The sequence below is a fragment of the Xanthomonas sp. NCPPB 3005 genome, from assembly GCF_041228095.2.
GTDB classification, from domain to species: Bacteria; Pseudomonadota; Gammaproteobacteria; order Xanthomonadales; family Xanthomonadaceae; genus Xanthomonas_A; species Xanthomonas_A bonasiae.
In genome coordinates, this window is sequence record NZ_CP166096.2 from 4,148,482 (window position 1) to 4,169,651 (window position 21,170).

The window sequence follows — 21,170 nt, forward strand, 5'->3', positions numbered from 1 at the left end:
GAGGCCCCCGCGTCGTCCTTCCTGGTGCTTGTTCCCGTGCACGCGCACAGGAGCGGCGCAGCCTGACGACAGGCCCTACTCGCCTGCGCCGCCCCGCGGGACCTCGTTGCGGCTGCCGAACGCATGCGACAGCGTGCCGCGGTCCACGTATTCCAGTTCCCCGCCCAGCGGCAGGCCCTGCGCCAGCCGGCTCGGGCGTACCCCATGGCGGCGCGCCAGCTGCGCCAGATAGTGCGCGGTAGCCTCGCCTTCGACGGTGGAATTGGTGGCGATGATCAATTCGGCGATCTCGCCCTGCGCCAGCCGCGTCCCCAGCCGGTCCAGGCCGAGTTCGCGCGGGCCGACGCCGTCCAGCGGCGACAGCCGCCCCTGCAGGATGAAGTACAGCCCGCGGTAGCCGGTGGCGTGCTCGATCGCCAGGCGGTCGGCGGGCGACTCCACCGCGCACAGCTGCTGGCGGTCGCGTCCGGCGCTGGCGCAGATCGCGCACAGCTCGGTCTCGCTGAAATCGCGGCACTGCGTGCAGTGGCCGACCTTCTCCACCGCCTCGGCCAGCACGTTCGCCAGGCGCAGCCCGCCTTCGCGCTCGCGCTCGAGCACGTGATAGGCCATGCGCTGCGCCGACTTCTGGCCCACGCCCGGCAGGATCCGGAAGGCCTCGATCAGTTGTTCGAGCAGGGAAGACATGAATTCGGGAGTCGGACGTCGGGATCCGGGATCGGGACGCAGCGGCTTCGCTCTTGCCTTGGCGAATCCCCACTCCCCATTCCCGAATCCCGTCTGCTCAGAAAGGCAGCTTCATCCCCGGCGGGATCGGCATGCCGGCGGTGGCCGCGCCCATCCGCGACTTGGACTCGGCGTCGATCTTGTTGGAGGCATCGTTGAAGGCGGCGGCGATCAGATCCTCGGCCATCTCCTGGTCGGAGAGGATGCTCGGATCGATCCGCACCTTGCGGCACTCCTTGGCGCCGGTCAGGGTCACGCTGACCATGCCGCCGCCGGCGCTGCCGGTGACTTCCAGCTGGGCCAGTTCTTCCTGGGCGCGCTGCAGGTTTTCCTGCATCTTCTGCGCCTGCTGCATCAATTGGGCGATGTTCCCACGCATGCTTGATTACTCTTGGTAGGGGCGGATGGAATCGGGCACGACCCGCGCGCCCTGCTGCTGGATCAGCGCTTGCACCGCCGGGTCGTGCAGGAACGCGGTCTCGGCCGCGCTCTGGCGCTCGCCGCGCTGCCGGTGCGAGCGCTCGTGCAGGGTCTCGGCATCGACCGCGATGCCGCTTTCGATCACGATCTTCGGTCGGCTGCCCAGCGCGTCGGCCAGCGCCGCGGCCAGTTCGCCGAGCGAGCGCTCGGACTGCAGGTATTCGAAGCCCGGCGACAGCGACAGCCGCAGCACGCCGTCGGCGTGGCTGACGAAGGCCGAGTTGGCCGCGAGCTGCCGCGACGGCCCGGTCAGGCCGCAATCGGCGACCAGTTCCAGCCAGTCTTCGGCGGCGTGCAGCACGCGCGGCGCGGCGTATTCGGTCGGCGTGCGCGCAGCGACGGCCAGCGGTGGCACCATCGCCATTTCCGGCTCGGCCGCGGGCGCGGAGACCGGCGCGACCGGCGCCATGGTCGCGGCGGGCGGCGTTGCCGGTGCCGGTGCCGCGGTTTCCCACGGCGGGTCGAGCACGGCGGGCGCCGCGACCGGTGCGGGTGCCGGTGCCGGCTGGTCTGCGACCGCGGCCGCTGTCGGCGCTGGCGCCATCATCGGTGCGGCGGGCGCAGGCATCGCGGCGACGGACGGCGTGGCGACGCTGGCCGCAGCGGCAGCAGGCGCCGCCGCCGGTGCGGCGGGCGCACGGCCTTCCGTCGTCGTCCCCGACCCGGATGCGGCCGGCAGCGGCGCCGCGCCCGCCGGGCGGAACGCCAGCATGCGCAGCACCGCCATCTCGAACCCGGCGCGCGGACTCGGCGCCAGGTACAGATCGCGGCGGCCGTTCAAGGCCATCTGGTACCACAGCTGCACGATTTCCGGACGCAGGCGCTCGGCGAACGGCGCCGGGTCCAGCCCGTCCAAGCCGGCCGCCGCCGCGCCCGGCACCAGCTGCCGCACCTGGATCCGGTGCAGCGCCTCGGCCAGCGCCTCCAGCACCCCGCCCCAGTCCGGCGAGAACTCGGCCAGCCCGGCGACCACCTGCAGCAGGCGCTGCCCGTCGCCATCGGCCAGCGCCTCCAGCATCGCCCCGACCTGGGTGCGGTCGACCGTGCCCAGCATCGCCCGCACCACGTCGTCGCGCAGCGCGCCACCGGCGTAGGCGATGGCCTGGTCGAGCAGCGACAGGCCGTCGCGCAGGCTGCCGTCGGCGGCCTTGGCCAGCTGCACGATCGCCGAGGCATCGACCTCGATCTGCTCGGCGGCCAGAATCCTGGTCATCTGCCCCTGGATCTGCTCCTCGTCCAGGCGCTTGAGATTGAACTGCAGGCAGCGCGACAGCACCGTCACCGGCAGCTTCTGCGGGTCGGTGGTCGCCAGCAGGAACTTGACGTGCTCCGGCGGCTCTTCCAGCGTCTTCAGCAGCGCGTTGAACGCCGCCTTGGACAGCATGTGCACTTCGTCGATCAGGTACACCTTGTACTTGCCGCGCGAGGGCATGTACTGCGCGTTCTCGATCACCTCGCGCACGTCGTCCACGCCGGTGTTGGACGCGGCGTCGATCTCCAGCAGGTCGATGTAGCGGCCGGCGTCGATGTCCAGGCACGCCGGGCACTGGCCGCACGGGTCGGCGCTGGTGCCCTGCTCGCAGTTCAGCGACTTGGCGAAGATCCGCGCGATGGTGGTCTTGCCGACGCCGCGGGTGCCGGTGAACAGGAACGCGTGGTGCACGCGCCCGCTGTCCAGCGCATTGGTGAGCGCGCGGACCACGTGCTCCTGCCCCACCAGCTCGGCAAAACGCTTGGGGCGCCACTTGCGGGCGAGAACGAGATAGGACATCAGGCAACCGTCTTCATCTGAACCGCCATTGTGCCATGTCGCGCCGCGTCGATCGTTCAGCGGCAGCCGCGACCGGCCCGCCGCCACTGGCCAGGACGGCGGCCGGCCAGCGCGCTTCCGCGACCGGAAACCGGCACTGGCGGCGCGTCCCCGCTTCCGCAGGCAGCTCTCCTTGTTAACGGGGCCCGCGACGGCTAGAATCCCGCCCCTGCCGTCGGCTACCTCGCGCCGGCAGGTCCGGAGAGGTGTCCGAGTGGTTGAAGGAGCACGCCTGGAAAGTGTGTAAGCGTCTAAACCGCGCTTCGGGGGTTCGAATCCCCCTCTCTCCGCCAGATTCGAATTGCGCTTCCCTCGCAGGGTTTCTTCGCCGCCGGCGAAAGAACTCAAAGGGAAAGACCGCGCCACGGCGCGGTTTCGTCTCTATGGTGGCCCCGTCGGCCCCTCGCGACGCTAGGTCGAAAACTCCGCCAGGGCCGGAAGGCAGCAACGGTATCGATCGACGCGGGCGCCGAGGTCAGCCGGCGGGGTCGCCACCCTAATTCTGCAACACAGCCGCACGGGTCGATTCGACGCCTTTACAGATGGCGTTGTCCGCGCGAGCTATGGCCATGGATCGCATGGCGGCAATCCGCTCAAGTCCTGGCCAGTCATTGGCACCGGCCGTGGCGACGGCCCGGACATTCCCGCAACGGCAGCGCTCCCTCAGCGCGGTCAGCCGGCGGGGTCGCCACCCTAATTTCGCAGCGCAGCCGCACGGGCCGATTCGACGCCGGCTTGCGCGGTTCGCGCCTGCTGGTCCGCCGCGTCGCGGCCGACACCGCAGGCGCTAGGTCTCCGGGTGCAACCAGCCGGCATCGCCTTCGCGGTAGCGCTCGCGCTTCCAGATCGGCACCCGCGCCTTGACCTCGTCGATGACGTAGCGGCAGGCGCCGAAGGCGGCGTCGCGGTGCGCCGCGACCACGCCCACCCAGACCGCCAGGTCGCCGATCGCCAGGTCGCCGACGCGATGCACGCAACGCAGGTCGAGGATGTCGAAGCGGGCCAGGGCTTCGTCGGCGATGCGCCGGCCTTCGGCCTCGGCCAGCGCCGCATAGGCCTCGTAGCGCAGGCCATCGACCGCGCGGCCATCGTTGTGGTCGCGCACCCAGCCTTCGAAACTGGCGTAGGCGCCGGCCTGCGCATGCGCCAACGGCGCGCGCAGCGCGGCGATGTCGAGGGCGCTGTCGGCGAGATGGAAGCGGTGCGTGTCGGACATTGGTCAGCCTCCCGAGACCGGCGGAATGAACACCACTTCGCTGCCCTCGCGCAGCGCGTCGTCCCAGCCCACGAAGGCGCCGTCCACGGCCACGCGCAGGCGCTGCGAGGGCCAGCGCAGGCCATGCCGCGCGTCGAGTTCGGCGTACAGCGCGCGCAGGTCGGCGACCGCGGTCTGCACCTGTTCGCGCTCGATGCCCGCCGCCTCGCGCAGGCTGGCGAAATACAGCACGGTCACGCGCACGCTCATGCCGCGCTCCCGACGTCGCGCTTGCCGCCGCGCTTGCCGAGCAGCCGCACCGGGCCGATCGTCATCGCGTGGGTCAGCGCCTTGCACATGTCGTAGACGGTCAGCGCGGCGACGCTGGCGCCGGTCAGCGCCTCCATCTCCACGCCGGTGCGGTGCACGGTGCGCACGGTGCATTCGATCCGCAGCACCTGCGGCGACGCCCAGTCGATCGCGAAGCGGCAGCCGTCGATCGGCAACGGATGGCAGAACGGGATCAGTTCGTGGGTGCGCTTGACCGCCATGGTGCCGGCGATCACCGCGGTGTCGACGATGCCGCCCTTGGCGCTGCGTAGCGCGTCGGCGCGCAATTGCGCGGCCACCGCCGCGGGAAAGCGTACCCGCGACTCGGCCACCGCGACGCGCGCGGTGACGGCCTTGGCCGAGACGTCCACCATCGTCGGCAGCCCCTGCGGGTCCAGATGGGTCAGCCGCTTGCGCGCCGCGACGGCGTAGTTGGCCTTTTCTTCGCTCATAGACTGCGCTGCCGCTCCCACGGCACCTTGCTCAGGCGGCGCCGGGAATCGGCGTGCCCTGGTGGAACAGCATGCGCCATTCGCCGTCGCGGCAGCGCCACAGCGAACTGCGCAGCGCATGCCGCACCGGCGCGCCGTCGCCATCGCGGCGCTCGCTGCGATAGCGCAGCTGCGCCAGATCCGGCGCCGGCAACCACGCCTGCAAATCGAACGCGCGATAGCGGACCGCGCCGGCCTCTGCCGGCAATGCCTGCAGCAACGCCTGTCTGTCGATGCTTCGCCCGGACGCGCCGAATTCGACGAACGCCTCGTCGAGCAGCGCCGACAACCGCGCCACCGAGGCGCGCGTGGCCGGCTCCAGCAATTCCAGCTCCAGCGCGAACAACCGCTGCTTCAGCGCCTCGTCCATTCCGCTCATCCGCCGATCAGGAACATCTCGACGTGCTTGCCGCGCGCCGCACGCGCATCGCCGCGCAGTTCGCTGTAGCGGTCGCCGCGCTGGCCCCACAGCGCCCGCACGCGCTCGGCCAGCGCGTCCTCGCCGCCGGCCAGGGCCGGCTTCAGGTCGGTGCCGGCGGCGGCGAACAGGCAAGTGTAGAGCTGGCCGTCGGCCGACACGCGCGCGCGATGGCAATCGCCGCAGAACGGCGCGCTGACCGAACTGACGAAGCCGATCTCGCCGCCGCCATCGACGAAGGCATGGCGCGCGGCGACTTCGCCGACGTAGTGCGGATCGAGCGCGCGCAACGGCCAGCGTGCGGCGATGCGCGCATGCAGTTCGGCCGAAGGCACCACCCGTTCGCGGCGCCAGGCATTGCAGGTACCCACGTCCATGTATTCGATGAAACGCAGCACGTGGCCGCTACCACGGAAGTGCGCCAGCAGCGGCAGCACCTGGTCGTCGTTGATGCCGCGCTGGACCACGCAATTGATCTTCACCGGCCCCAGCCCGGCCGCGACCGCCGCGTCGATGCCGGCCAGCACCTGCGCCACCTCGCCGCGGTCGCCGGACATGCGCCGGAAGGTCGCCGCGTCGATCGCGTCCAGGCTCACCGTGACCCGGCGCAATCCCGCATCGCGCAGGGCCTGCGCGTGCCGCGCCAGCAGCGAACCGTTGGTGGTCATGGCCAGGTCGTGGAGACCGGGAATGCGCGCCAGGCGCCGTACCAGTTCGGGCAGGTCGCGGCGCAGCAGCGGCTCGCCGCCGGTCAGGCGCAGCTTGCTGACGCCGTTGCGCACGAAGCCGCGCACCAGCGTCTCGAGTTGTTCGAACGACAACCGCGAGGCCGCATCGAAGCCGTAGTCGTCGGGCACCTTGTCGGCCGGCATGCAGTAGCCGCAGCGGAAATTGCAGGCCTCGATCACCGACAGGCGCAGGTCGCGCAACGGCCGCCCCAGCCGATCCAACGGCGCGATGGGCGCGAGCGGCAGCGGCGGACGCAGGACGGCGCTCATGGCGCCGGCACCTGCGGCGCGCGCGGCGTCTGCAGCGCCACGCACTCGCCCGGCCGCGCGACGCGGTGGCCGCGCGCACGCAAGGCCTCGGCATCCTCGGCGCTGGCGTAGTGGTACAGCATCATGCGTTGCAGCAACTCGGCGGGATATTCCCGTTCCAGGTCATCCACCCCAGTATGCGACGGATTGCCGTGAAGGCCGCAGTCATGCGCGACCAGCTCGCCGTCGCCGGCATAACGGCTCAGCATTTCCGGGATCGGCCGGGTATCGCCACTCCACACCAGCGCACCCTGCAGGCGCAGCCCGTAGGCGGTGTCCGGCCAGTGGTGGCGCACCGGGAACACCTCCAGCCGCACCCCGTCGTGCCAGAACGCATCGCCGACCGCGATCAGCTGGAACGCGTCCCAGAAATTGGCGCCGCCCTCGGCCAGCACGTTCGGGTAGTCGCCGATCCGGCGATGCAGCAGCGGCAGCACCGGCGCCGGCACGTAGACCCGCACCTTGCCGCGCCGCGCCGAGAAATAGGCGTCCACGAACAGCCGTTCGAACCCGGCCACGTGGTCCAGATGCACATGGGTCACGAACAGCGCCTGCGGCATCGCCGCATAGTGCGCCTGATAGGCGCTCAGGCCTTCGCCGCCGCAGTCGATGCTCAGCCACGGCGCGCCATCGCGCTCGATCGTGGCCATCGGCGACCCCAGTTCCACCGCCGACGCATTGCCGACGCCCTGGAAGCGCAGCGCCCAGGCCATCAGTAGCCCCGGTTCCAGGCCAGGTCGTAGGCGCGGCGCAGGCGCGCGTAGTCCTTGTTGACCTCGTCCACGCTGCGCTCGCCGCGCAGCTTCAGCAGCGAGCGGTGCAGGCGCTTGAGGTTGCGCTCGCGCCAGCGCGTGGCCGGAATACGCAGCACGCCACGGTCGAAATCGATCAGCCAGCCGCGGCCGTTGCCGTCGAACAGGATGTTGTGCGCGTTGAGATCGGCGTGATCCAGCCCGGCGCGGTGGAAGCGCGCGACCAGCCGCCCGGTCTCCTCCCACGGCGCGCCGCGCCCGGCGACATGCGCGCGGTCGGCCAGCGAGCGCACCCCTTCCAGCCTTTCCATCAGGATCGCAGCGCGGTAGCGCAGCCCCTGGCGCAGGTAGCAGGCAGCCAGCGGCCGCGGCACCGGCAGCTTGCGCGCGATCAACGCGCGCATCAGCCGGAACTCGGCGAAGCTGCGGGTACGGTCGGCGCCGGACCACAGGTAGCGATCGCGGCTGAGCTTGGCGACCAGGCCGCCGCGCCGGTACTGGCGCAGCACGCTGGCGCCGAACGGGGCATCGACGAACCAGGCGCCACCGCGGCCGCCCTCGTCCACCGGGCGCGCGCGCTCGGCCCAGTACGCGGCGGAGAACAGCGCCGGCTCGGCTTGCCGCAGCCGTTGGCGGTCGAACAGAATGGCGCCATAGCCGCGGCCCTCGCGGTACGGCGTCAGCGCTTCGGTGGCGTCGAATGCAACCATTCAGCGAGTCTAACAACACCATGGCAGCAACGCTCCCTTCGCTGTGCATGTTGCGCCTGTCGGCGCTGGGGGACGTGACCCATGTGGTGCCGCTGGTCCGCACCCTGCAGCGCGCCTGGCCCGCCGCGCCGCCGCTGCACTGGATCATCGACAAGGCCGGGCACAGGCTGCTCGACGGCCTGCCCGGAGTGATTTTCCACGACTACGACAAGCGCAGCGGCCTGGCCGGCATGCGCGCGCTGCGCCGCGACCTGCCGGCGCAGGGCTTCGATGCGCTGCTGCAGATGCAGGTGGCGCTGCGCGCCAACGTGCTGTCCGCGTTCGTTCGCGCGCGCCGCCGCATCGGCTACGACCGCAGCCGCTCCAAGGACCTGCACGGCCTGTTCGTCAACGAGCGCATCCCCGACCGCCCCGGCATCCACGTGCTCGACGCGATCGGCAGCTTCTGCGAACCGCTGGGCCTGCGCCAGACCGAGGTGCGCTGGGACCTGCCGATCCCGGACGACGCGCACGCCTGGGCGCAGGCGCAATGGCCCGAGGACGGCCGCCCGGCGCTGCTGATCTCGCCCTGCTCCAGCCACGTGCGGCGCAACTGGTACGCCGACCGCTACGCCGCGGTCGCCGACCACGCCGCCGCGCAGGGCTGGCGGGTGGTGCTGTGCGGCGGGCGCAGCGACCTGGAGCGCAGCACCGCCGATGCCATCGTCGCGGCGATGCGCGCGCCGGCGCTGGACCTGGTCGGCCGCGACACGCTCAAGCAGCTGCCGGCGCTGCTGCAGCGCGCCGCGCTGGTGATGACTCCCGACTCCGGCCCGATGCACATCGCCAATGCCGTGGGCAGCAAGGTGCTGGGCCTGCACGCGGCGAGCAACCCGCGCCGCAGCGGCCCGTATTCGGACATCCGCTACTGCGTGGACAAGTACGACGCGGCGGCGCGCAAGTTCCTCGGCAAACCGGCCGAACACCTGAAATGGGGCAGCAAGATCGAAGTCGACGCGGTGATGGCGCTGATCGGCGTGGACGACGCGATCGCCGCGTTCGAGCGCTACCGCGCCGACCAGGGCATGTAAGCCGGCTTGTGCGCGGGCCGAGCGCGGCTTTACCATTGCGCCTGCGCGTCCGCCACCGTTTCGGTCTGCGGACGCCGCCGTAAGCGTTTAACGTCAAGCAACGCGCCAACCGCGCCGGATTCGTCCGGGGCCGTTTCCCGTCAGCGCCCCGGCGCGTGCGGGTGGCGCCTTTGCTTCGACCGGCTTACGGAGTTCGCACCATGTCCCGTTCCCCTCGGTTTTTCCCGCGCAAGCTGCATCCCCGCCATGCCGGCTGGGTGATGCCGCTGTTGTTGTCGATCCTGATGACCTGCGTGGTCTCGATGATCAGTACCCTGCGCACGGTCGGCCTGGCGCCGGGCGTGTACGCGCTGTGGCTGGGCGCCTGGGCGTTGTCGTGGCTGATCGCCTTCCCCACCCTGCTGCTGGCGTTGCCGCTGGTGCGCCGGCTGACCGCACTCCTGGTCGCCCGCGCCTGATCCACCCGTCCCTGGCCCGCACGGGCCGCACCGGGAGGCGGCGACGCCTCCCGGATGCTTCGCTCAGGACGCCGCGCCGCGGTAGTCCTGGTAGGACTTCTCTTCGACGTAGCTGGAGCCCAGCGCCAGGTTGATCTCCTTCTTGATCCGCGCGCGCTCGTCGTTCTCGTAGTACACGCTGCGGGCGAGCTTGATGAATTCCTCGTCGAAGGCCTGCGCCTTCTCCTTGATCCGGATCTCGTCCTCGATCACCCACAGGCGCTCGTTGACCGCCTTCAGCTCCAGACGCAGGCGGGCGACGTCGCCGCTGGCGGCCGGATGCGCCATCCAGGTCTTTTCCAGCGCCGACAGCTCCGCGCGCACGTTGGCCAGCTTGGCCGCATCGCCGATGCGCTCGGACTTGATCTGCAGGATGGCGATCTTGTCGAGCAGTTCGCCGAAGGACACGGGGACGAGGATTTCGGACATGGGCACACCCAGGCGAGAGTTGAAAGGAAGTGTAACGAGCAGGCCTTAAAGCCATGTCGGCGCGGCCGCAGCCGCAGCCGCAGCCGTCAAAAACAAAAGGCCCCTGACGGGGCCTTCTGCAAAACTGGCGGGAAGGGGGGGATTCGAACCCCCGAGGCGCTATAAACGCCTGCCTGATTTCGAGTCAGGTACATTCAACCGCTCTGCCACCTTCCCGGGTGGTCCCCGGCGGACCGGGGGCGTGCATCATACGGTTCCCGCCGCGCGCGGACAAGCGCCGCGTCGCAAGGCGGCCTGGTCCCTACCCCCATACCGCCATGAACCCCGCCTGCCCCGCGGCGCGGCCGGCGATTGCCTGATGTCCGCTTGGCCGCGATGATGCCGTTTGAATGACAGGAAGCCGGGCCAGCCGCGGGCACGCAATGATCGAATTCGGACACCTCACCCACGTCGGCCTGCGCCGCGAACTCAACGAGGACACCTATTACGGCGACAACGAGCTCGGCCTGTGGCTGGTCGCCGACGGCATGGGCGGCCATGCCTGCGGCGAGGTCGCCAGCGCGCTGGCGCGCGAGGCCATCGTCCGCGAGGTGCGCGGCGGCACGCCGCTGGCGCAGGCGATCCGCATCGCCGACGAAGAGATCATCCGCGCCTCGCGCCGGCGCAACGACACCTTGCCGATGGGCACCACCGTGGTCGCCGCGCGCGTGCAGGGCAACCGCTTCGAGGTGGCCTGGGTCGGCGACAGCCGCGCCTACCTGTGGCGCGACGGCAAACTGGCCCAGCTCAGCCAGGACCACAGCTACGTGCAGGAACTGATCGCGCAGGGCGCGCTGACCGCCGAGCAGGCGCGCGCGCATCCCCACCGCAACGTGGTCACCCAGGCGCTGGGCGTGACCGATCCGCTGCACCTCAACGTGGCCACGATGACCGGCGAACTGCGCCCGGGCATGCAGTTGTTGCTGTGCAGCGACGGGCTGACCGAGGAAGTGGACGACCCCGGCATCGCCGCCACGCTCGGCCACGACGACTGCAGCGCGCAGGAATGCGTGGACACGCTGGTCGCGGCCGCGCTGGACGGCGGCGGCTCGGACAACATCACCGCGATCCTGGTGCGCTGCCACTGAGCGCAGGCAGGCGGCGCGACCGGCGCCGGCCGCGAGCGCGGTAGCGGCAGGCCGGCGGCATCGATGCCGCAGCGCGTGCCATCACAAGAAGCCGCGCGCCACCGCTGCGTCAGTACGCGCGCGCTCCTACCGGGTCATGTCCCCGCTGTACCGACATGCCGAGATGGCCGTGCGGCGTCCCGGGCCATTGCCGCACGGACCGGCTCCGGCACCGGCGTGGCGAACCTCGCCGGCGCACGCCGACAAACGCCAGCACCCGGCGCCGCGGCGACTCAGCCGGCGACAGCCTCGGCCAGCGCCGGCTCGGCGGCGTCCCACAGCGCGCGCCCGGCCTTCTTGCGCATCTTTTCCAGCCGCGCCTGGTGCGCCTCCAGCTCCGACGCGGTCGGCAGCACCCGCGGCCGCGGCAGCAACGTCGCCATGTCGAACACAGCGCGTTGACCGTCGGCGTGGTTGCCGCGCTCGTCGGCCAGGGCGAAGCCGATCTCCTCCTGCCCCGAGGTCAGCGCGATATAGACGTCGCTGAGGATCTGCGCATCGAGCAGCGCGCCGTGCAGTTGCCGGTGCGAGTTGTCCACGCCCAAGCGCTTGCACAGCGCGTCCAGCGAATTGCGCTGGCCCGGGAAGCGCTCGCGCGCCAGCAGCAGCGTGTCGATGACCGTGGCGCGGTCGAGGATGCGCCCGTAAGAGTCGCCCAGCCGCGACAGCTCGTAGTCGAGGAAGCCCAGATCGAACGAGGCGTTGTGGATGATCAGCTCGGCGCCGTCGATGAACGCCAGGAACTCGTCCACCACCTCGTGGAATTCCGGCTTGTCGGCGAGGAATTCCAGGGTCAGGCCGGTGACTTCCTGCGCGCCGGGTTCGAAGTCGCAGTCCGGGCGCAGATAGCGGTGGAAGTTGCGCCCGCTGGGGCGGCGTTCGAGCAGTTCCACCGCGCCGATTTCGACGACGCGGTTGCCCTTCTTCCATTCCAGGCCGGTGGTTTCGGTATCGAGGATGATCTGACGCATGGGGCTCGCTGCAGGATGAGGCGTGGAAAGGATCAGGACGCGACCGCGGCGCCGCCGGCGCGCACCCGCAGCGCCTGGTTGCGCGCCAGCACGTCCACTCGCTCGTTGTCCGGATCGCCGCTGTGGCCCTTGACCCAGCGCCAATCGATGGCGTGCCGCTGCGCGGCGGCATGCAGCCGCTCCCACAGGTCGCGGTTCTTGACCGGGTCGCCGCCGGCGGTCTTCCACTGCCGCCGCACCCAGCCCGGCATCCATTCGGTGATGCCCTGGCGCACGTACTGCGAATCGGTATGCAGCACGATCTGGCACGGCTCGCTGAGCGTTTCCAGCGCCATGATCGCGGCCATCAGCTCCATGCGGTTGTTGGTGGTGTGCGCCTCGGCACCGGCGACTTCGCGCTCCAGGCCCTTGTAGCGCAGCAGCGCGGCCCAGCCGCCGGGACCGGGATTGCCGAGGCAGGCGCCGTCGGTGTGGATATCAACAGTCTTCATGTACGTCCAGGAATCAAATGGAGGCGGTCGAACCGCGCCAGCGTACCGGCGCGCGCAACGGAATGGGGCCGATGCCGGCGGCGGTGCGCTTTTCCGCCTGCAGCAGGCACACCGCGCGCAGCGGCGCGCCGGAGGTCGCCGAGCCGACGCCGCCGCGGGTCGGCCACACCGGCCCCAGGTAGCGCAGCGGATCGGTGCACGGCAGCCCGGCCTGCTCCAGCAGCCCGCGCCAGCTGCCCGGCGGCCGCGCCACCAGGCCCTGGCGGCGCCAGCGCAGCCGGTACGGGCTCACCGCATTGAGCGCGAACAGCCAGATCCGGCCGCCCGGCAGCAGCACCCGCTCGCATTCTTCCAGCAGCGCCGCGGCGTCGGCGCCGAGCACGTGCTGCAGCACGATCGCATTGACGCTTTCCGAAGGCAGCGGCAGCGGCAGCGTGCACACCAGGTCGCCGGCGTAGCCGCGCGCGGTGCGGTGCAGGCGCACGCCGCGCCCTGGCAGCTCGCGCGCCAGCGGCGCGAACGGCACCGGCGCCAGCCACAACCAGGGCTGCGCGGGGCGTCCGAGCAAGGCGTCGAGGATCAACGGCTGCTCGGCCTGGAGCAGCTTTTGCGCCACCACCGTATCAAACCAGGATGAGACGGCGGCTTGACGGGGGAACGGGGTGGCAGGCATGGTGCCAATTCTATGCGACTGATCGCCCTGCCCGCATTCCAGGATAACTACATCTGGGCGATCGCCGCCGCGGATGGCCGCGCCGTGCTGGTCGACCCGGGCCAGGCCGAGCCGGTGTTCGACGCCGCCGCGCAAGGGCTGCAACCGGCCGCGGTGCTGCTGACCCACCATCACGACGACCACATCGGCGGCGTGGCGGCCCTGCGCGAGCGCTGGCCGGACCTGCCGGTGTACGCCCCGGCGGACGAGCCGCGGATCCCGTTCGCCAGCCAGCGCGTCGGCGATGGCGATAGAGTCCAGGTGCTGCAATGGGAGTTCCAGACGCTTTTCGTGCCGGGGCATACCCGCTCGCACGTGGCCTATGTCGGCCATGGCCATCTGTTCAGCGGCGATACGCTGTTCAGCCTGGGCTGTGGACGCATGTTCGAAGGTACGCCCTCCCAGATGTTGGGTTCGCTGCAACGGCTGGCCGCCCTCCCCGGTGCCACGCTGCTGTGTTGCGGACACGAATACACCCTGGCCAATGCGGCATTCGCCGTCACGGTCGATCCCACCAACGCTGCCTTGCGGCAGCGCCATCAGGAAGCCCAGGCCATGCGTCATGCTGCCCGTCCCACTGTTCCCGTCAGTCTCGCCAGCGAAGTGGCGACCAATCCGTTCCTGCGCACCGCCTCGGCGGCGATCCAGCAGGCGGTCGGCGCCCGGCTCGGCCGCGACGCCCAGGACGAAGTGGAAGTATTCGCCGAATTGAGGCGCTGGAAAGACGATTTCCGCGCATGAGGTCGCTGCTTTTGACGGCGGCGCTGACGTTGGCGATCGCCTCGACAGCCCCCTCCGCGAGCGCGGCGGCCCCCATCGGGGCGGCGCTGGAGCAGACCGTCGCCGGACTGAACGTGTTGCCGATGGACGCCGCGGCGCTGCCGCCGGCGACCACGCGTAACGGCCACACCATCCTCGCCAGCTTCCGCGACGGCCTGGCCGACGCGCAATGCGACGGCGGCGCCACCGATGCGCGCTGGAAGCAGCAGTTCGCGCGCGCGCCGGCGCGGCTGGCCAACGAGGACGAGGACGTGCTGCCGCTGTTCGGCTACGTGGTGGACGAATTGCGCGCCGCCGACCTGCCGACCGAGTTCGCGCTGATCCCGTTCGTGGAGAGCGGCTACCGCCCCGCCGCGCGCAACAGCGGCGGCCCGGCCGGCCTGTGGCAGTTCATCGCCGATACCGCCCGCAACCACGACGTGCCGGTCGAAGGCGGCTACGACGGCCGCCTGTCCGCGGTGGATTCCACCCGCGCCGCGGTGCGCTACCTGAAGACCTTGCACGGCATGTTCGGCGGCGACTGGCGCCTGGCGATCATGGCCTACAACGCCGGCGAATACCGCGTGCTGCAGTCGATGCGCCGCGCCGGCATGAACGCGCAGAACGCGCAGCCGGCCAAGTTGCCGGGGCTGTCGCCGATCACCTATGCCTACGTCGAGAAGCTGCACGCGCTGGCTTGCGTGCTGGAGCAGGCGCAGACCCGCGACGAATGGATGGCCTCGCTGGACCGCGAGGTGCCGATCCTGCAGGCGCGCACCCTGCCCGCCGGCATGGCGCTGGACGAGTGGGCGCGGCAGCAGGCGCTGCAGGGCAACCAGGTCGCGCGACTGAATCCGGCGCTGGGCAGCGTGCGCAACAAAAAGCGCGCGCTGCCGGTGCTGGCGCCGGTCGGCAGCGGCGGCAGCGCCGCCACGGCCGCTGCCGATGCCATGGCGGCGGCGGCGCAACCGCAGCAGGCCGAAGCGCCGGCGACGCGCGCCGTCGCCAGCATCGCCGAGCCCACGCCGCCGCGCATTCGTTCGCGCACGCCATCGGCGCGCCGCACCCACACGGTCCGCGACGGCGACACCGCCTGGACCATCGCCAAGCGCTACGGCATCACCGTGCAGACGCTATTGGCGAAGAACGGCCTGTCCGCGCGCAGCGTGCTGCGCCCGGGCATGGTGCTGAGCTACGAGGAATAGCCGGCCTCCCGCTGCGGCGGGGCGCGGCGAGATCGCGACAACGGCACCGGCAGCGCTGTCGATGTCGATGTCGGCCAGCTCAAGATGGCGACTTGTGGGAGCGACTTCAGTCGCGACGGGCTTCATCGGTAAAGCCTGTCGCGACTGAAGTCGCTCCTACAGCATTGCGAACTACCGGGAGAAAAGCTGGAGGTCTCAAGCGCTCCTACATTGGCCGACGCCGCAGCTGATCGCGCACGGCACCAGTGCGCATCCGACTACCCTGGCGCCCGGAGCGCAGGATCCAGAAACGAACAAGCCCGGCAGTGCCGGGCTTGTTCGCATCATGCATTGGCCAGCGGCAGTTACAGATCCGCTTCCTGCACGCTGACCTTGTAGCGCTTGCGCATCGCGTCGATGTAGGCCTTCGCCGCGGCGGCGCCTTCGATCTGGCCCAACTGCTGCTTCAACGTCGCCTGCTGCTCCGCCGGCACCTTGCTCAGGTCGCCCGGGTTCACCTTGTTGAGCACGAACAGCGCGTAGCGCTTGGCACCGCCCGGCACGCCGTTCGCCGACAGCTCGACCTTGCCCACCGACGGCTTGCCCGCGGCCGGCAGCGGCGCGCTGAAGATCGCGCGGTTGGCTTCCGGGCTCGGCATCGGCACGGTGCGCGGCAGCCCGGGCATCGGGTTGATCTGCAGCTTCTCCGGGCCGGCCAGCGCCTGCAGCGTTTCGCCCTTGCGCAGCTTCTCCAGCAGCGCGTCGGCCTTCGCCGCGGCCGCCTTGGCGGTGCGATCGGCATGCACCGCGGCCACCACCTGCTCGCGCACCTTGGCCAGCGGCTGGGTCTGCTCGGGCAGGTGCTGGGTGACGCGGATCAGCACGCTGTGGTTCGGGCCCAGGTTGATCGGATCGCTGACCGTGCCGTCCTGCACCAGCGTGTCGGAGAACGCCGCGCGCAGCACCGCCGGCTGCGCGGCGACGCCGCTGGCGTCGGCGCGCGAGAACGGCCCAAGAGTCTGCACCGGCAAGCCGACGTCCTTGGCCGCCGGCGCCAGCGCGGTCGGGTTCTTCAGCACCAGATCGACCAGCTTGCCGCTCAGATCGCTGTAGACCTTCTCGTTGTCGGCCTGCAGCTGCTCGCCGGCCAGCTGGTCGCGCACCTGCTCGAAGCTCTTGCCCTGGCCGCCCTTGATCTCGCGCAGCTGGATCACGTGGTAGCCGAACTCGCTCTTCACCGGGCCGACGATCTCGCCGGCCTTCATCGCGAACAGGGCGTCCTCGAACGGCTTGATCATCACGCCCCGCTCGACCCAGCCCAGGTCGCCGCCGGCGTTCTTGGAACCCGGATCCTCGGAATTGGCGCGGGCCAGCGCGGCGAAATCGGCGCCGGGCTGCTTGGCTTCGGCCGCGAGCTTGGCGGCCTTGGCCTCGGCGGCCTTCTGCGACGCGGGATCCTTGCCGGCGCTGATCAGGATGTGCGAGGTCAGGCGCTGGTCGGGTTCGACGAAGCGGGCCTTCTCGTCCTCGTAGCGCTTGCGCAGCGCCGCCTCGTCGGCCGGCTTGGCCGGCGGCAGCTTGCTCGCGTCCAGCTCGACGTATTCGATCGACACCCGCTCCGGCTGCTTGAAATCGGCCTGGTGCGCGTCGTACCACTGCTGCACCTGCGCGTCGCTGACCGGGGTGGTGTCGGCCGGCTGTTCCGGCAACAGCGCCAGGTCGACGTCGCGGGTCTCGCCGAGCATCTTCAGCAGGCGCTCGGTTTCCTGCTTGGTCGCGAACGCCGATTCCATCAGCGCGGACGGGATCAACGACTGCTGCAGGCCATCGCGCACCAACTGGTCGAACATCGCCGGCGTGCGCGGCGGGGTGCCCGAGGCCAGCGCCAGGCGGTAGCGCTCCGGATCGAACTTGCCGTCGTTCTGGAACGCCGGAATGGTGGCGATGTAGTCGCGAACCGCGGCATCGCCAACCACCACGTGCGCCTGCTCGGCGGCCAGCTTCACCACCTGCTCGTCGATCAACTGGTCGAGCACCTTGCGCTTGTTGTCGGCGCTCTCGAACTCGCGCGGATCGAAGTTCTCGCCCTGCTGCTCGCGCTCCCGCTGCCGCGCTTCCTCGAAGCGCGCACGGAACTGTTCGGTGCTCACCTCGTGGTGACGCCACAGCAGCGAGGCCGGCCACCACGACGGTGCCGACGACCACCACGACGGCGGCGCCTGGATCTTGGCGACGTTGTTGGCACCGACGCCACCGAGATAACTGCTGTCGATGACGAACAGGAACGGAATCATCAACAGGCCGATGATCGCGGTGGCGATCCAGCCCGAGGTCTTTTCGCGGAGTTTCTGCAGCATTGGTTGGGAACCGAGGCCTGTTGGCGAGCCGCGCAGTTTAACCCGCTTCACGCCCTGCGGCGGAAGGGCGTGCCGCGCGGCCTGCGCCCGCATGGAATCCGCGGCCCGCTTTGGGGGGCGCCGGCAACGCACTCCGGAAAAAAAGAAACCCCCGATCGCTCGGGGGTTTCGCGTACAAAACTGGCGGAGTGGACGGGACTCGAACCCGCGACCTCCGGCGTGACAGGCCAGCATTCTAACCGACTGAACTACCACTCCGCTTTTTGAACGGAGGCAGGCACGAGGCCCGCAATCTCTGCGGCATCTGCGCAGCGCAGGGCGCGGCGGATGCTTCGAGAAACGAAACCCCCGATTTCTCAGGGGCTTCGGTGCAACTGGCGGAGTGGACGGGACTCGAACCCGCGACCTCCGGCGTGACAGGCCAGCATTCTAACCGACTGAACTACCACTCCGCTTTTGAAACTTGTCGCTCGGTGCTCTGGTGGGTGCTGAGGGTTTCGAACCCCCGACCCTCTCCGTGTAAAGGAGACGCTCTACCGCTGAGCTAAGCACCCTAGCGAGTCGATTAGTTTACGGCATCCTTCAGCGCTTTGCCAGCCTTGAAGGTCGGATTCTTCGACGCGGCGATCTTGATCGAGTCGCCGGTCTTCGGGTTGCGGCCGGTGCGCTCGGCACGGTCGCGCACCTGGAAGGTGCCGAAGCCAACGAGGGTCACGCTGTCGCCCTTCTTGAGCGCCTTGGTGACTTCGGACACGAAGGCGTCGACGGCGCGACCGGCTTCGGCCTTGGAGATATCCGCAGCGGCGGCGATAGCGTCGTTCAGTTCGGCTTTATTCATTTCTTGATGACTCCATGTGCGGCAGAAAACCGCGGAATTGAGGATCGGGTGTCGGCGTGGCCTGCCTCGTCTGCGACGAGGCCCCGATTGATTTTTTCACTACCAAGCACGCGCGTTCGCAGTGCTCGCAAGTCGTGCATTTATACCAGCGGCCTCCCACCCGCGCAAGCCGAAAAGCCAGCAACGGCGCGGGTTTGAGCCACTTGGGCGGGCGCGGTTCAGCGCCCTTCAGTGCTTGACGCGCGCGTTCGAGGATGCTTTCGGCTTGGGCTTGCGCCGCACCGGCTCGCCCTCGGCGGCGGCCGCGACCTTCGGCTTCAGCGGCGTCTCCAGCGCCAGGTCGAGCACTTCGTCGATCCACTTGACCGGCACGATCTTCAGGTCGCGGGTGACGTTCTCCGGAATGTCGGCCAGGTCCTTGCGGTTCTCCTCCGGGATGATCACCGTGTGGATGCCGCCGCGCAGCGCCGCCAGCAGCTTCTCCTTGAGTCCGCCGATCGCCGAGACGCGGCCGCGCAAGGTGATCTCGCCGGTCATCGCCACATCGGCCTTGACCGGCACCTTGGTCAGCATCGACACCAGCGAGGTCACCATCGCGATGCCGGCGCTGGGGCCGTCCTTCGGCGTGGCGCCATCGGGCACGTGCAGATGCACGTCGTGCTTCTGCAGGAAGTCGACCTCGATGCCGAGCCGCTCGGCGCGCGAACGCACCACCGACAGCGCCGCCGAGGCCGATTCCTTCATCACGTCGCCGAGCTGGCCGGTCAGGATCACCGCGCCCTTGCCCGGGACCAGGGTCGATTCGATCTGCAGCAGATCGCCGCCGACTTCGGTCCAGGCCAGGCCGGTGACCAGGCCGACTTCGTTCTGCTCCTCGGCGCGGCCGAAATCGAAGCGGCGCACGCCCAGGTACTTGTCCAGGTTCTTGGAGCCGACGCTGACCCGCGCCTTGTCCTTGCGCACCGCCGCGCCCTTCTTCGCCGGCGCCTTCTTGGCCACCGCCGGCTGCGGACCGGCCAGCGCGATTTCCTTGACCACCTTGCGGCAGATCTTGGCGACTTCGCGCTCGAGGTTGCGCACGCCGGATTCGCGCGTGTAGTAGCGCACGATGTCGCGGATCGCGTCGGCGGCGATCTCCAGCTCGTCGCCCTTCAGGCCGTTGGCCTTCAGCTGCTTGGGCACCAGGTAGCGCATGGCGATGGCCAGCTTCTCGTCCTCGGTGTAGCCGGGGATGCGGATCACCTCCATGCGGTCGAGCAGCGGGCCGGGGATGTTCAGCGAGTTGGAGGTCGCCACGAACATCACTTCGGACAGGTCCAGGTCCACTTCCAGGTAGTGGTCGTTGAAGGCGTTGTTCTGCTCGGGATCGAGCACTTCCAGCAGCGCCGAGGACGGATCGCCGCGGAAGTCCATCGACATCTTGTCGATCTCGTCGAGCACGAACAGCGGGTTCTTGCTGCTGACCTTGTTGAGGTTCTGCACGATGCGGCCCGGCATCGAGCCGACGTAGGTGCGCCGATGCCCACGGATCTCCGCCTCGTCGCGCACGCCGCCGAGCGACATGCGCACGAACTTGCGGTTGGTCGCCTTGGCGATGGACTGGCCGAGCGAGGTCTTGCCGACGCCGGGCGGGCCGACCAGGCACAGGATCGGGCCCTTCATCTGCTTCACCCGCGACTGCACCGCCAGATATTCCAGGATGCGGTCCTTGACCTTCTCCAGGCCGTAGTGGTCGGCGTCCAGCGTTTCCTGCGCGACCTTCAGGTCCTTGCGCACCTTGCTGCGCTTCTTCCACGGCACGCCCAGCAGCCAGTCGAGATAGTTGCGCACGACCGCGGCCTCGGCCGACATCGGCGACATCTGCTTGAGCTTGTTGAGCTCGGCCTTGGCCTTGGTTTCCACCGGCTTGGGCATGCCCGCCTCGGCGATCTTGCGCGCCAGTTCTTCCAGTTCGCCGGGCGCGTCGTCCAGATCGCCCAGCTCCTTCTGGATCGCCTTCATCTGCTCGTTGAGGTAGTACTCGCGCTGGCTCTTCTCCATCTGCGACTTGACCCGGCCGCGGATGCGCTTCTCCAGCTGCTGCACGTCGATCTCGCCGTCGACCAGACCGACCAGCATCTCCAGCCGCTCGCCCACTTCCAGGGTTTCCAGCAGGCGCTGCTTGTCGGCCAGGCGCACGCCGATGTGCGCGGCGATGGTGTCGGCCAGGCGGCCCGGCTCGTCGATGCCCGACAGCGTCTGCAGCAGCTCCGGCGGCAGCTTGCGGTTGGTCTTGACGTACTGCTCGAACAGCGACATCAGCGAACGCGCGATCGCCTCGACCTCGCGCTCCTCGCGCGACTCGGCCGCATCGATCTCGCCGCCTTCGCCCTGCAGGGCGCCGTCGCGCTCGACCACCTTGTCGACGCTGACCCGCAACAGCCCCTCGACCAGCACCTTGATGGTGCCGTCGGGCAGCTTCAGCAATTGCAGCACCTGCGCCAGGGTGCCGACGTTGTACAGGTCGGCCGCCACCGGATCGTCGGTCTCGGCGGACTTCTGCGCGACCAGCAGGATGCGCTTGTCGGCCTCCATCGCGTGCTCGAGCGCGCGCATCGATTTGTCGCGGCCGACGAACAGCGGGATGACCATGTGCGGGAAGACCACGACGTCGCGCAACGGCAGGACCGGCAGGTCGAGGACTTCGGATTTGGACTGGGCCATGAGGGTTCCGATGTGGGGTGCGGGAATGCGGAAAGGCGGGCATA

At 69.7% G+C, this 21,170-nt stretch carries 22 protein-coding genes, 5 tRNA genes and 1 other RNA gene; 7 read left to right on the forward strand and 21 right to left on the reverse strand.

Annotated elements, in window-relative coordinates; translation table 11 throughout:
- Window positions 1-75: 75 nt before the first annotated feature.
- The 3 genes from recR to dnaX all read right to left on the reverse strand — a co-directional run bounded on the left by recR (window position 76) and on the right by dnaX (window position 2,977).
- Window positions 76-687, reverse strand: coding sequence for a recombination mediator RecR (recR, locus tag AB8810_RS17815; protein WP_179570651.1), 612 nt, complete (start codon window positions 685-687; stop codon window positions 76-78).
- Window positions 688-784: 97 nt separating this feature from the next.
- Complete coding sequence (locus tag AB8810_RS17820; protein WP_003479775.1) at window positions 785-1,105, reverse strand: YbaB/EbfC family nucleoid-associated protein; 321 nt, start codon at window positions 1,103-1,105, stop codon at window positions 785-787.
- 6 nt (window positions 1,106-1,111) lie between these two features.
- Window positions 1,112-2,977 carry a DNA polymerase III subunit gamma/tau gene (gene dnaX / locus AB8810_RS17825; RefSeq protein WP_369914430.1) on the reverse strand — a complete coding sequence of 622 codons (1,866 nt, stop codon included), beginning with the start codon at window positions 2,975-2,977 and terminating at the stop codon, window positions 1,112-1,114.
- Window positions 2,978-3,216: 239 nt separating this feature from the next.
- Here dnaX and AB8810_RS17830 point away from each other — a divergent pair.
- Window positions 3,217-3,309 (forward strand) — tRNA-Ser (locus AB8810_RS17830).
- A gap of 99 nt (window positions 3,310-3,408) precedes the next feature.
- Window positions 3,409-3,505: signal recognition particle sRNA small type (gene ffs, locus AB8810_RS17835), an RNA gene on the forward strand.
- A 298-nt stretch (window positions 3,506-3,803) separates the two neighbouring features.
- On the opposite strand, the gene AB8810_RS17840 is transcribed toward ffs, so the two are convergent.
- Genes AB8810_RS17840 through AB8810_RS17870 form a run of 7 tightly spaced genes read right to left on the reverse strand, consistent with a single transcriptional unit; the run spans window position 3,804 to window position 7,949 of the window.
- Window positions 3,804-4,232, reverse strand: a complete 429-nt coding sequence (locus tag AB8810_RS17840; protein WP_179570649.1) for a molybdenum cofactor biosynthesis protein MoaE — start codon at window positions 4,230-4,232, stop codon at window positions 3,804-3,806.
- Between the two features lie 3 nt (window positions 4,233-4,235).
- Complete coding sequence (locus AB8810_RS17845; RefSeq protein ID WP_369914431.1) at window positions 4,236-4,481, reverse strand: MoaD/ThiS family protein; 246 nt, start codon at window positions 4,479-4,481, stop codon at window positions 4,236-4,238.
- Complete coding sequence (moaC, locus tag AB8810_RS17850; RefSeq protein WP_179570648.1) at window positions 4,478-4,993, reverse strand: cyclic pyranopterin monophosphate synthase MoaC; 516 nt, start codon at window positions 4,991-4,993, stop codon at window positions 4,478-4,480. Before moaC ends, AB8810_RS17845 begins: the two co-directional genes overlap by 4 nt.
- A gap of 31 nt (window positions 4,994-5,024) precedes the next feature.
- The gene (locus tag AB8810_RS17855) at window positions 5,025-5,402 is read right to left on the reverse strand and encodes a DUF4440 domain-containing protein (RefSeq protein WP_179570647.1); all 378 of its coding nucleotides are present in this window, start codon (window positions 5,400-5,402) and stop codon (window positions 5,025-5,027) included.
- Window positions 5,403-5,407: 5 nt separating this feature from the next.
- Window positions 5,408-6,448 (reverse strand): GTP 3',8-cyclase MoaA, encoded by a 1,041-nt coding sequence (gene moaA / locus AB8810_RS17860; RefSeq protein ID WP_369914432.1) that lies wholly within the window; start codon window positions 6,446-6,448, stop codon window positions 5,408-5,410.
- On the reverse strand, window positions 6,445-7,200 hold the full coding sequence (locus AB8810_RS17865) for an MBL fold metallo-hydrolase (RefSeq protein WP_191825030.1): 756 nt from the start codon (window positions 7,198-7,200) through the stop codon (window positions 6,445-6,447). The genes moaA and AB8810_RS17865 overlap by 4 nt, the downstream gene beginning before the upstream one ends.
- Window positions 7,200-7,949, reverse strand: a complete 750-nt coding sequence (locus AB8810_RS17870) for a 3-deoxy-D-manno-octulosonic acid kinase (protein ID WP_179570644.1) — start codon at window positions 7,947-7,949, stop codon at window positions 7,200-7,202. Before AB8810_RS17870 ends, AB8810_RS17865 begins: the two co-directional genes overlap by 1 nt.
- A gap of 20 nt (window positions 7,950-7,969) precedes the next feature.
- On the opposite strand from AB8810_RS17870, the gene AB8810_RS17875 reads away from it, so the two are divergent.
- Window positions 7,970-9,019: a glycosyltransferase family 9 protein gene (locus AB8810_RS17875; RefSeq protein ID WP_369914433.1), complete on the forward strand. Its 1,050-nt coding sequence runs from the start codon at window positions 7,970-7,972 to the stop codon at window positions 9,017-9,019.
- 200 nt (window positions 9,020-9,219) lie between these two features.
- Window positions 9,220-9,477 carry a DUF2798 domain-containing protein gene (locus tag AB8810_RS17880; RefSeq protein ID WP_179570642.1) on the forward strand — a complete coding sequence of 86 codons (258 nt, stop codon included), beginning with the start codon at window positions 9,220-9,222 and terminating at the stop codon, window positions 9,475-9,477.
- Window positions 9,478-9,540: 63 nt separating this feature from the next.
- Here AB8810_RS17880 and AB8810_RS17885 read toward each other — a convergent pair whose 3' ends face one another.
- Together AB8810_RS17885 and AB8810_RS17890 are read right to left on the reverse strand one after the other, a co-directional pair.
- On the reverse strand, window positions 9,541-9,945 hold the full coding sequence (locus AB8810_RS17885; RefSeq protein WP_179570641.1) for a DUF6165 family protein: 405 nt from the start codon (window positions 9,943-9,945) through the stop codon (window positions 9,541-9,543).
- A 125-nt stretch (window positions 9,946-10,070) separates the two neighbouring features.
- Window positions 10,071-10,161 (reverse strand) — tRNA-Ser (locus tag AB8810_RS17890).
- A gap of 206 nt (window positions 10,162-10,367) precedes the next feature.
- Between AB8810_RS17890 and AB8810_RS17895 the strand changes: the two genes are divergently transcribed.
- A complete protein-coding gene (locus AB8810_RS17895) occupies window positions 10,368-11,072 on the forward strand; it encodes a PP2C family serine/threonine-protein phosphatase (RefSeq protein WP_145701570.1) in 705 nt (234 codons plus the stop codon).
- A gap of 272 nt (window positions 11,073-11,344) precedes the next feature.
- Here the strand turns inward: AB8810_RS17895 and dnaQ are convergent, their stop codons facing one another.
- From dnaQ to AB8810_RS17910, 3 genes are read right to left on the reverse strand one after another with little or no spacing between them, the layout of a single operon-like run.
- Window positions 11,345-12,082: a DNA polymerase III subunit epsilon gene (gene dnaQ / locus AB8810_RS17900; RefSeq protein ID WP_179570640.1), complete on the reverse strand. Its 738-nt coding sequence runs from the start codon at window positions 12,080-12,082 to the stop codon at window positions 11,345-11,347.
- A 32-nt stretch (window positions 12,083-12,114) separates the two neighbouring features.
- Window positions 12,115-12,573, reverse strand: coding sequence for a ribonuclease HI (rnhA, locus tag AB8810_RS17905; protein ID WP_179570639.1), 459 nt, complete (start codon window positions 12,571-12,573; stop codon window positions 12,115-12,117).
- A gap of 13 nt (window positions 12,574-12,586) precedes the next feature.
- Window positions 12,587-13,246, reverse strand: a complete 660-nt coding sequence (locus AB8810_RS17910) for a hypothetical protein (RefSeq protein WP_369914434.1) — start codon at window positions 13,244-13,246, stop codon at window positions 12,587-12,589.
- 12 nt (window positions 13,247-13,258) lie between these two features.
- On the opposite strand from AB8810_RS17910, the gene gloB reads away from it, so the two are divergent.
- Window positions 13,259-14,026 carry a hydroxyacylglutathione hydrolase gene (gene gloB, locus AB8810_RS17915; protein WP_369914435.1) on the forward strand — a complete coding sequence of 256 codons (768 nt, stop codon included), beginning with the start codon at window positions 13,259-13,261 and terminating at the stop codon, window positions 14,024-14,026.
- Window positions 14,023-15,249 carry a lytic transglycosylase domain-containing protein gene (locus AB8810_RS17920; RefSeq protein WP_191825034.1) on the forward strand — a complete coding sequence of 409 codons (1,227 nt, stop codon included), beginning with the start codon at window positions 14,023-14,025 and terminating at the stop codon, window positions 15,247-15,249. The genes gloB and AB8810_RS17920 overlap by 4 nt, the downstream gene beginning before the upstream one ends.
- 344 nt (window positions 15,250-15,593) lie before the next feature.
- Here AB8810_RS17920 and AB8810_RS17925 read toward each other — a convergent pair whose 3' ends face one another.
- The 6 genes from AB8810_RS17925 to lon form a co-directional block, all read right to left on the reverse strand.
- Entirely contained in the window at window positions 15,594-17,585 is a 1,992-nt protein-coding gene (locus AB8810_RS17925; RefSeq protein WP_191825035.1) for a peptidylprolyl isomerase, read from the reverse strand.
- A 181-nt stretch (window positions 17,586-17,766) separates the two neighbouring features.
- A tRNA-Asp gene (locus tag AB8810_RS17930) sits at window positions 17,767-17,843 on the reverse strand.
- Between the two features lie 117 nt (window positions 17,844-17,960).
- Window positions 17,961-18,037, reverse strand: a tRNA-Asp gene (locus AB8810_RS17935).
- A 27-nt stretch (window positions 18,038-18,064) separates the two neighbouring features.
- Window positions 18,065-18,139: transfer RNA gene (locus AB8810_RS17940), tRNA-Val, on the reverse strand.
- A gap of 11 nt (window positions 18,140-18,150) precedes the next feature.
- On the reverse strand, window positions 18,151-18,423 hold the full coding sequence (locus tag AB8810_RS17945; RefSeq protein ID WP_009607753.1) for an HU family DNA-binding protein: 273 nt from the start codon (window positions 18,421-18,423) through the stop codon (window positions 18,151-18,153).
- Between the two features lie 228 nt (window positions 18,424-18,651).
- On the reverse strand, window positions 18,652-21,126 hold the full coding sequence (gene lon, locus AB8810_RS17950; RefSeq protein WP_369914437.1) for an endopeptidase La: 2,475 nt from the start codon (window positions 21,124-21,126) through the stop codon (window positions 18,652-18,654).
- Between the last annotated feature and the right edge of the window lie 44 nt (window positions 21,127-21,170).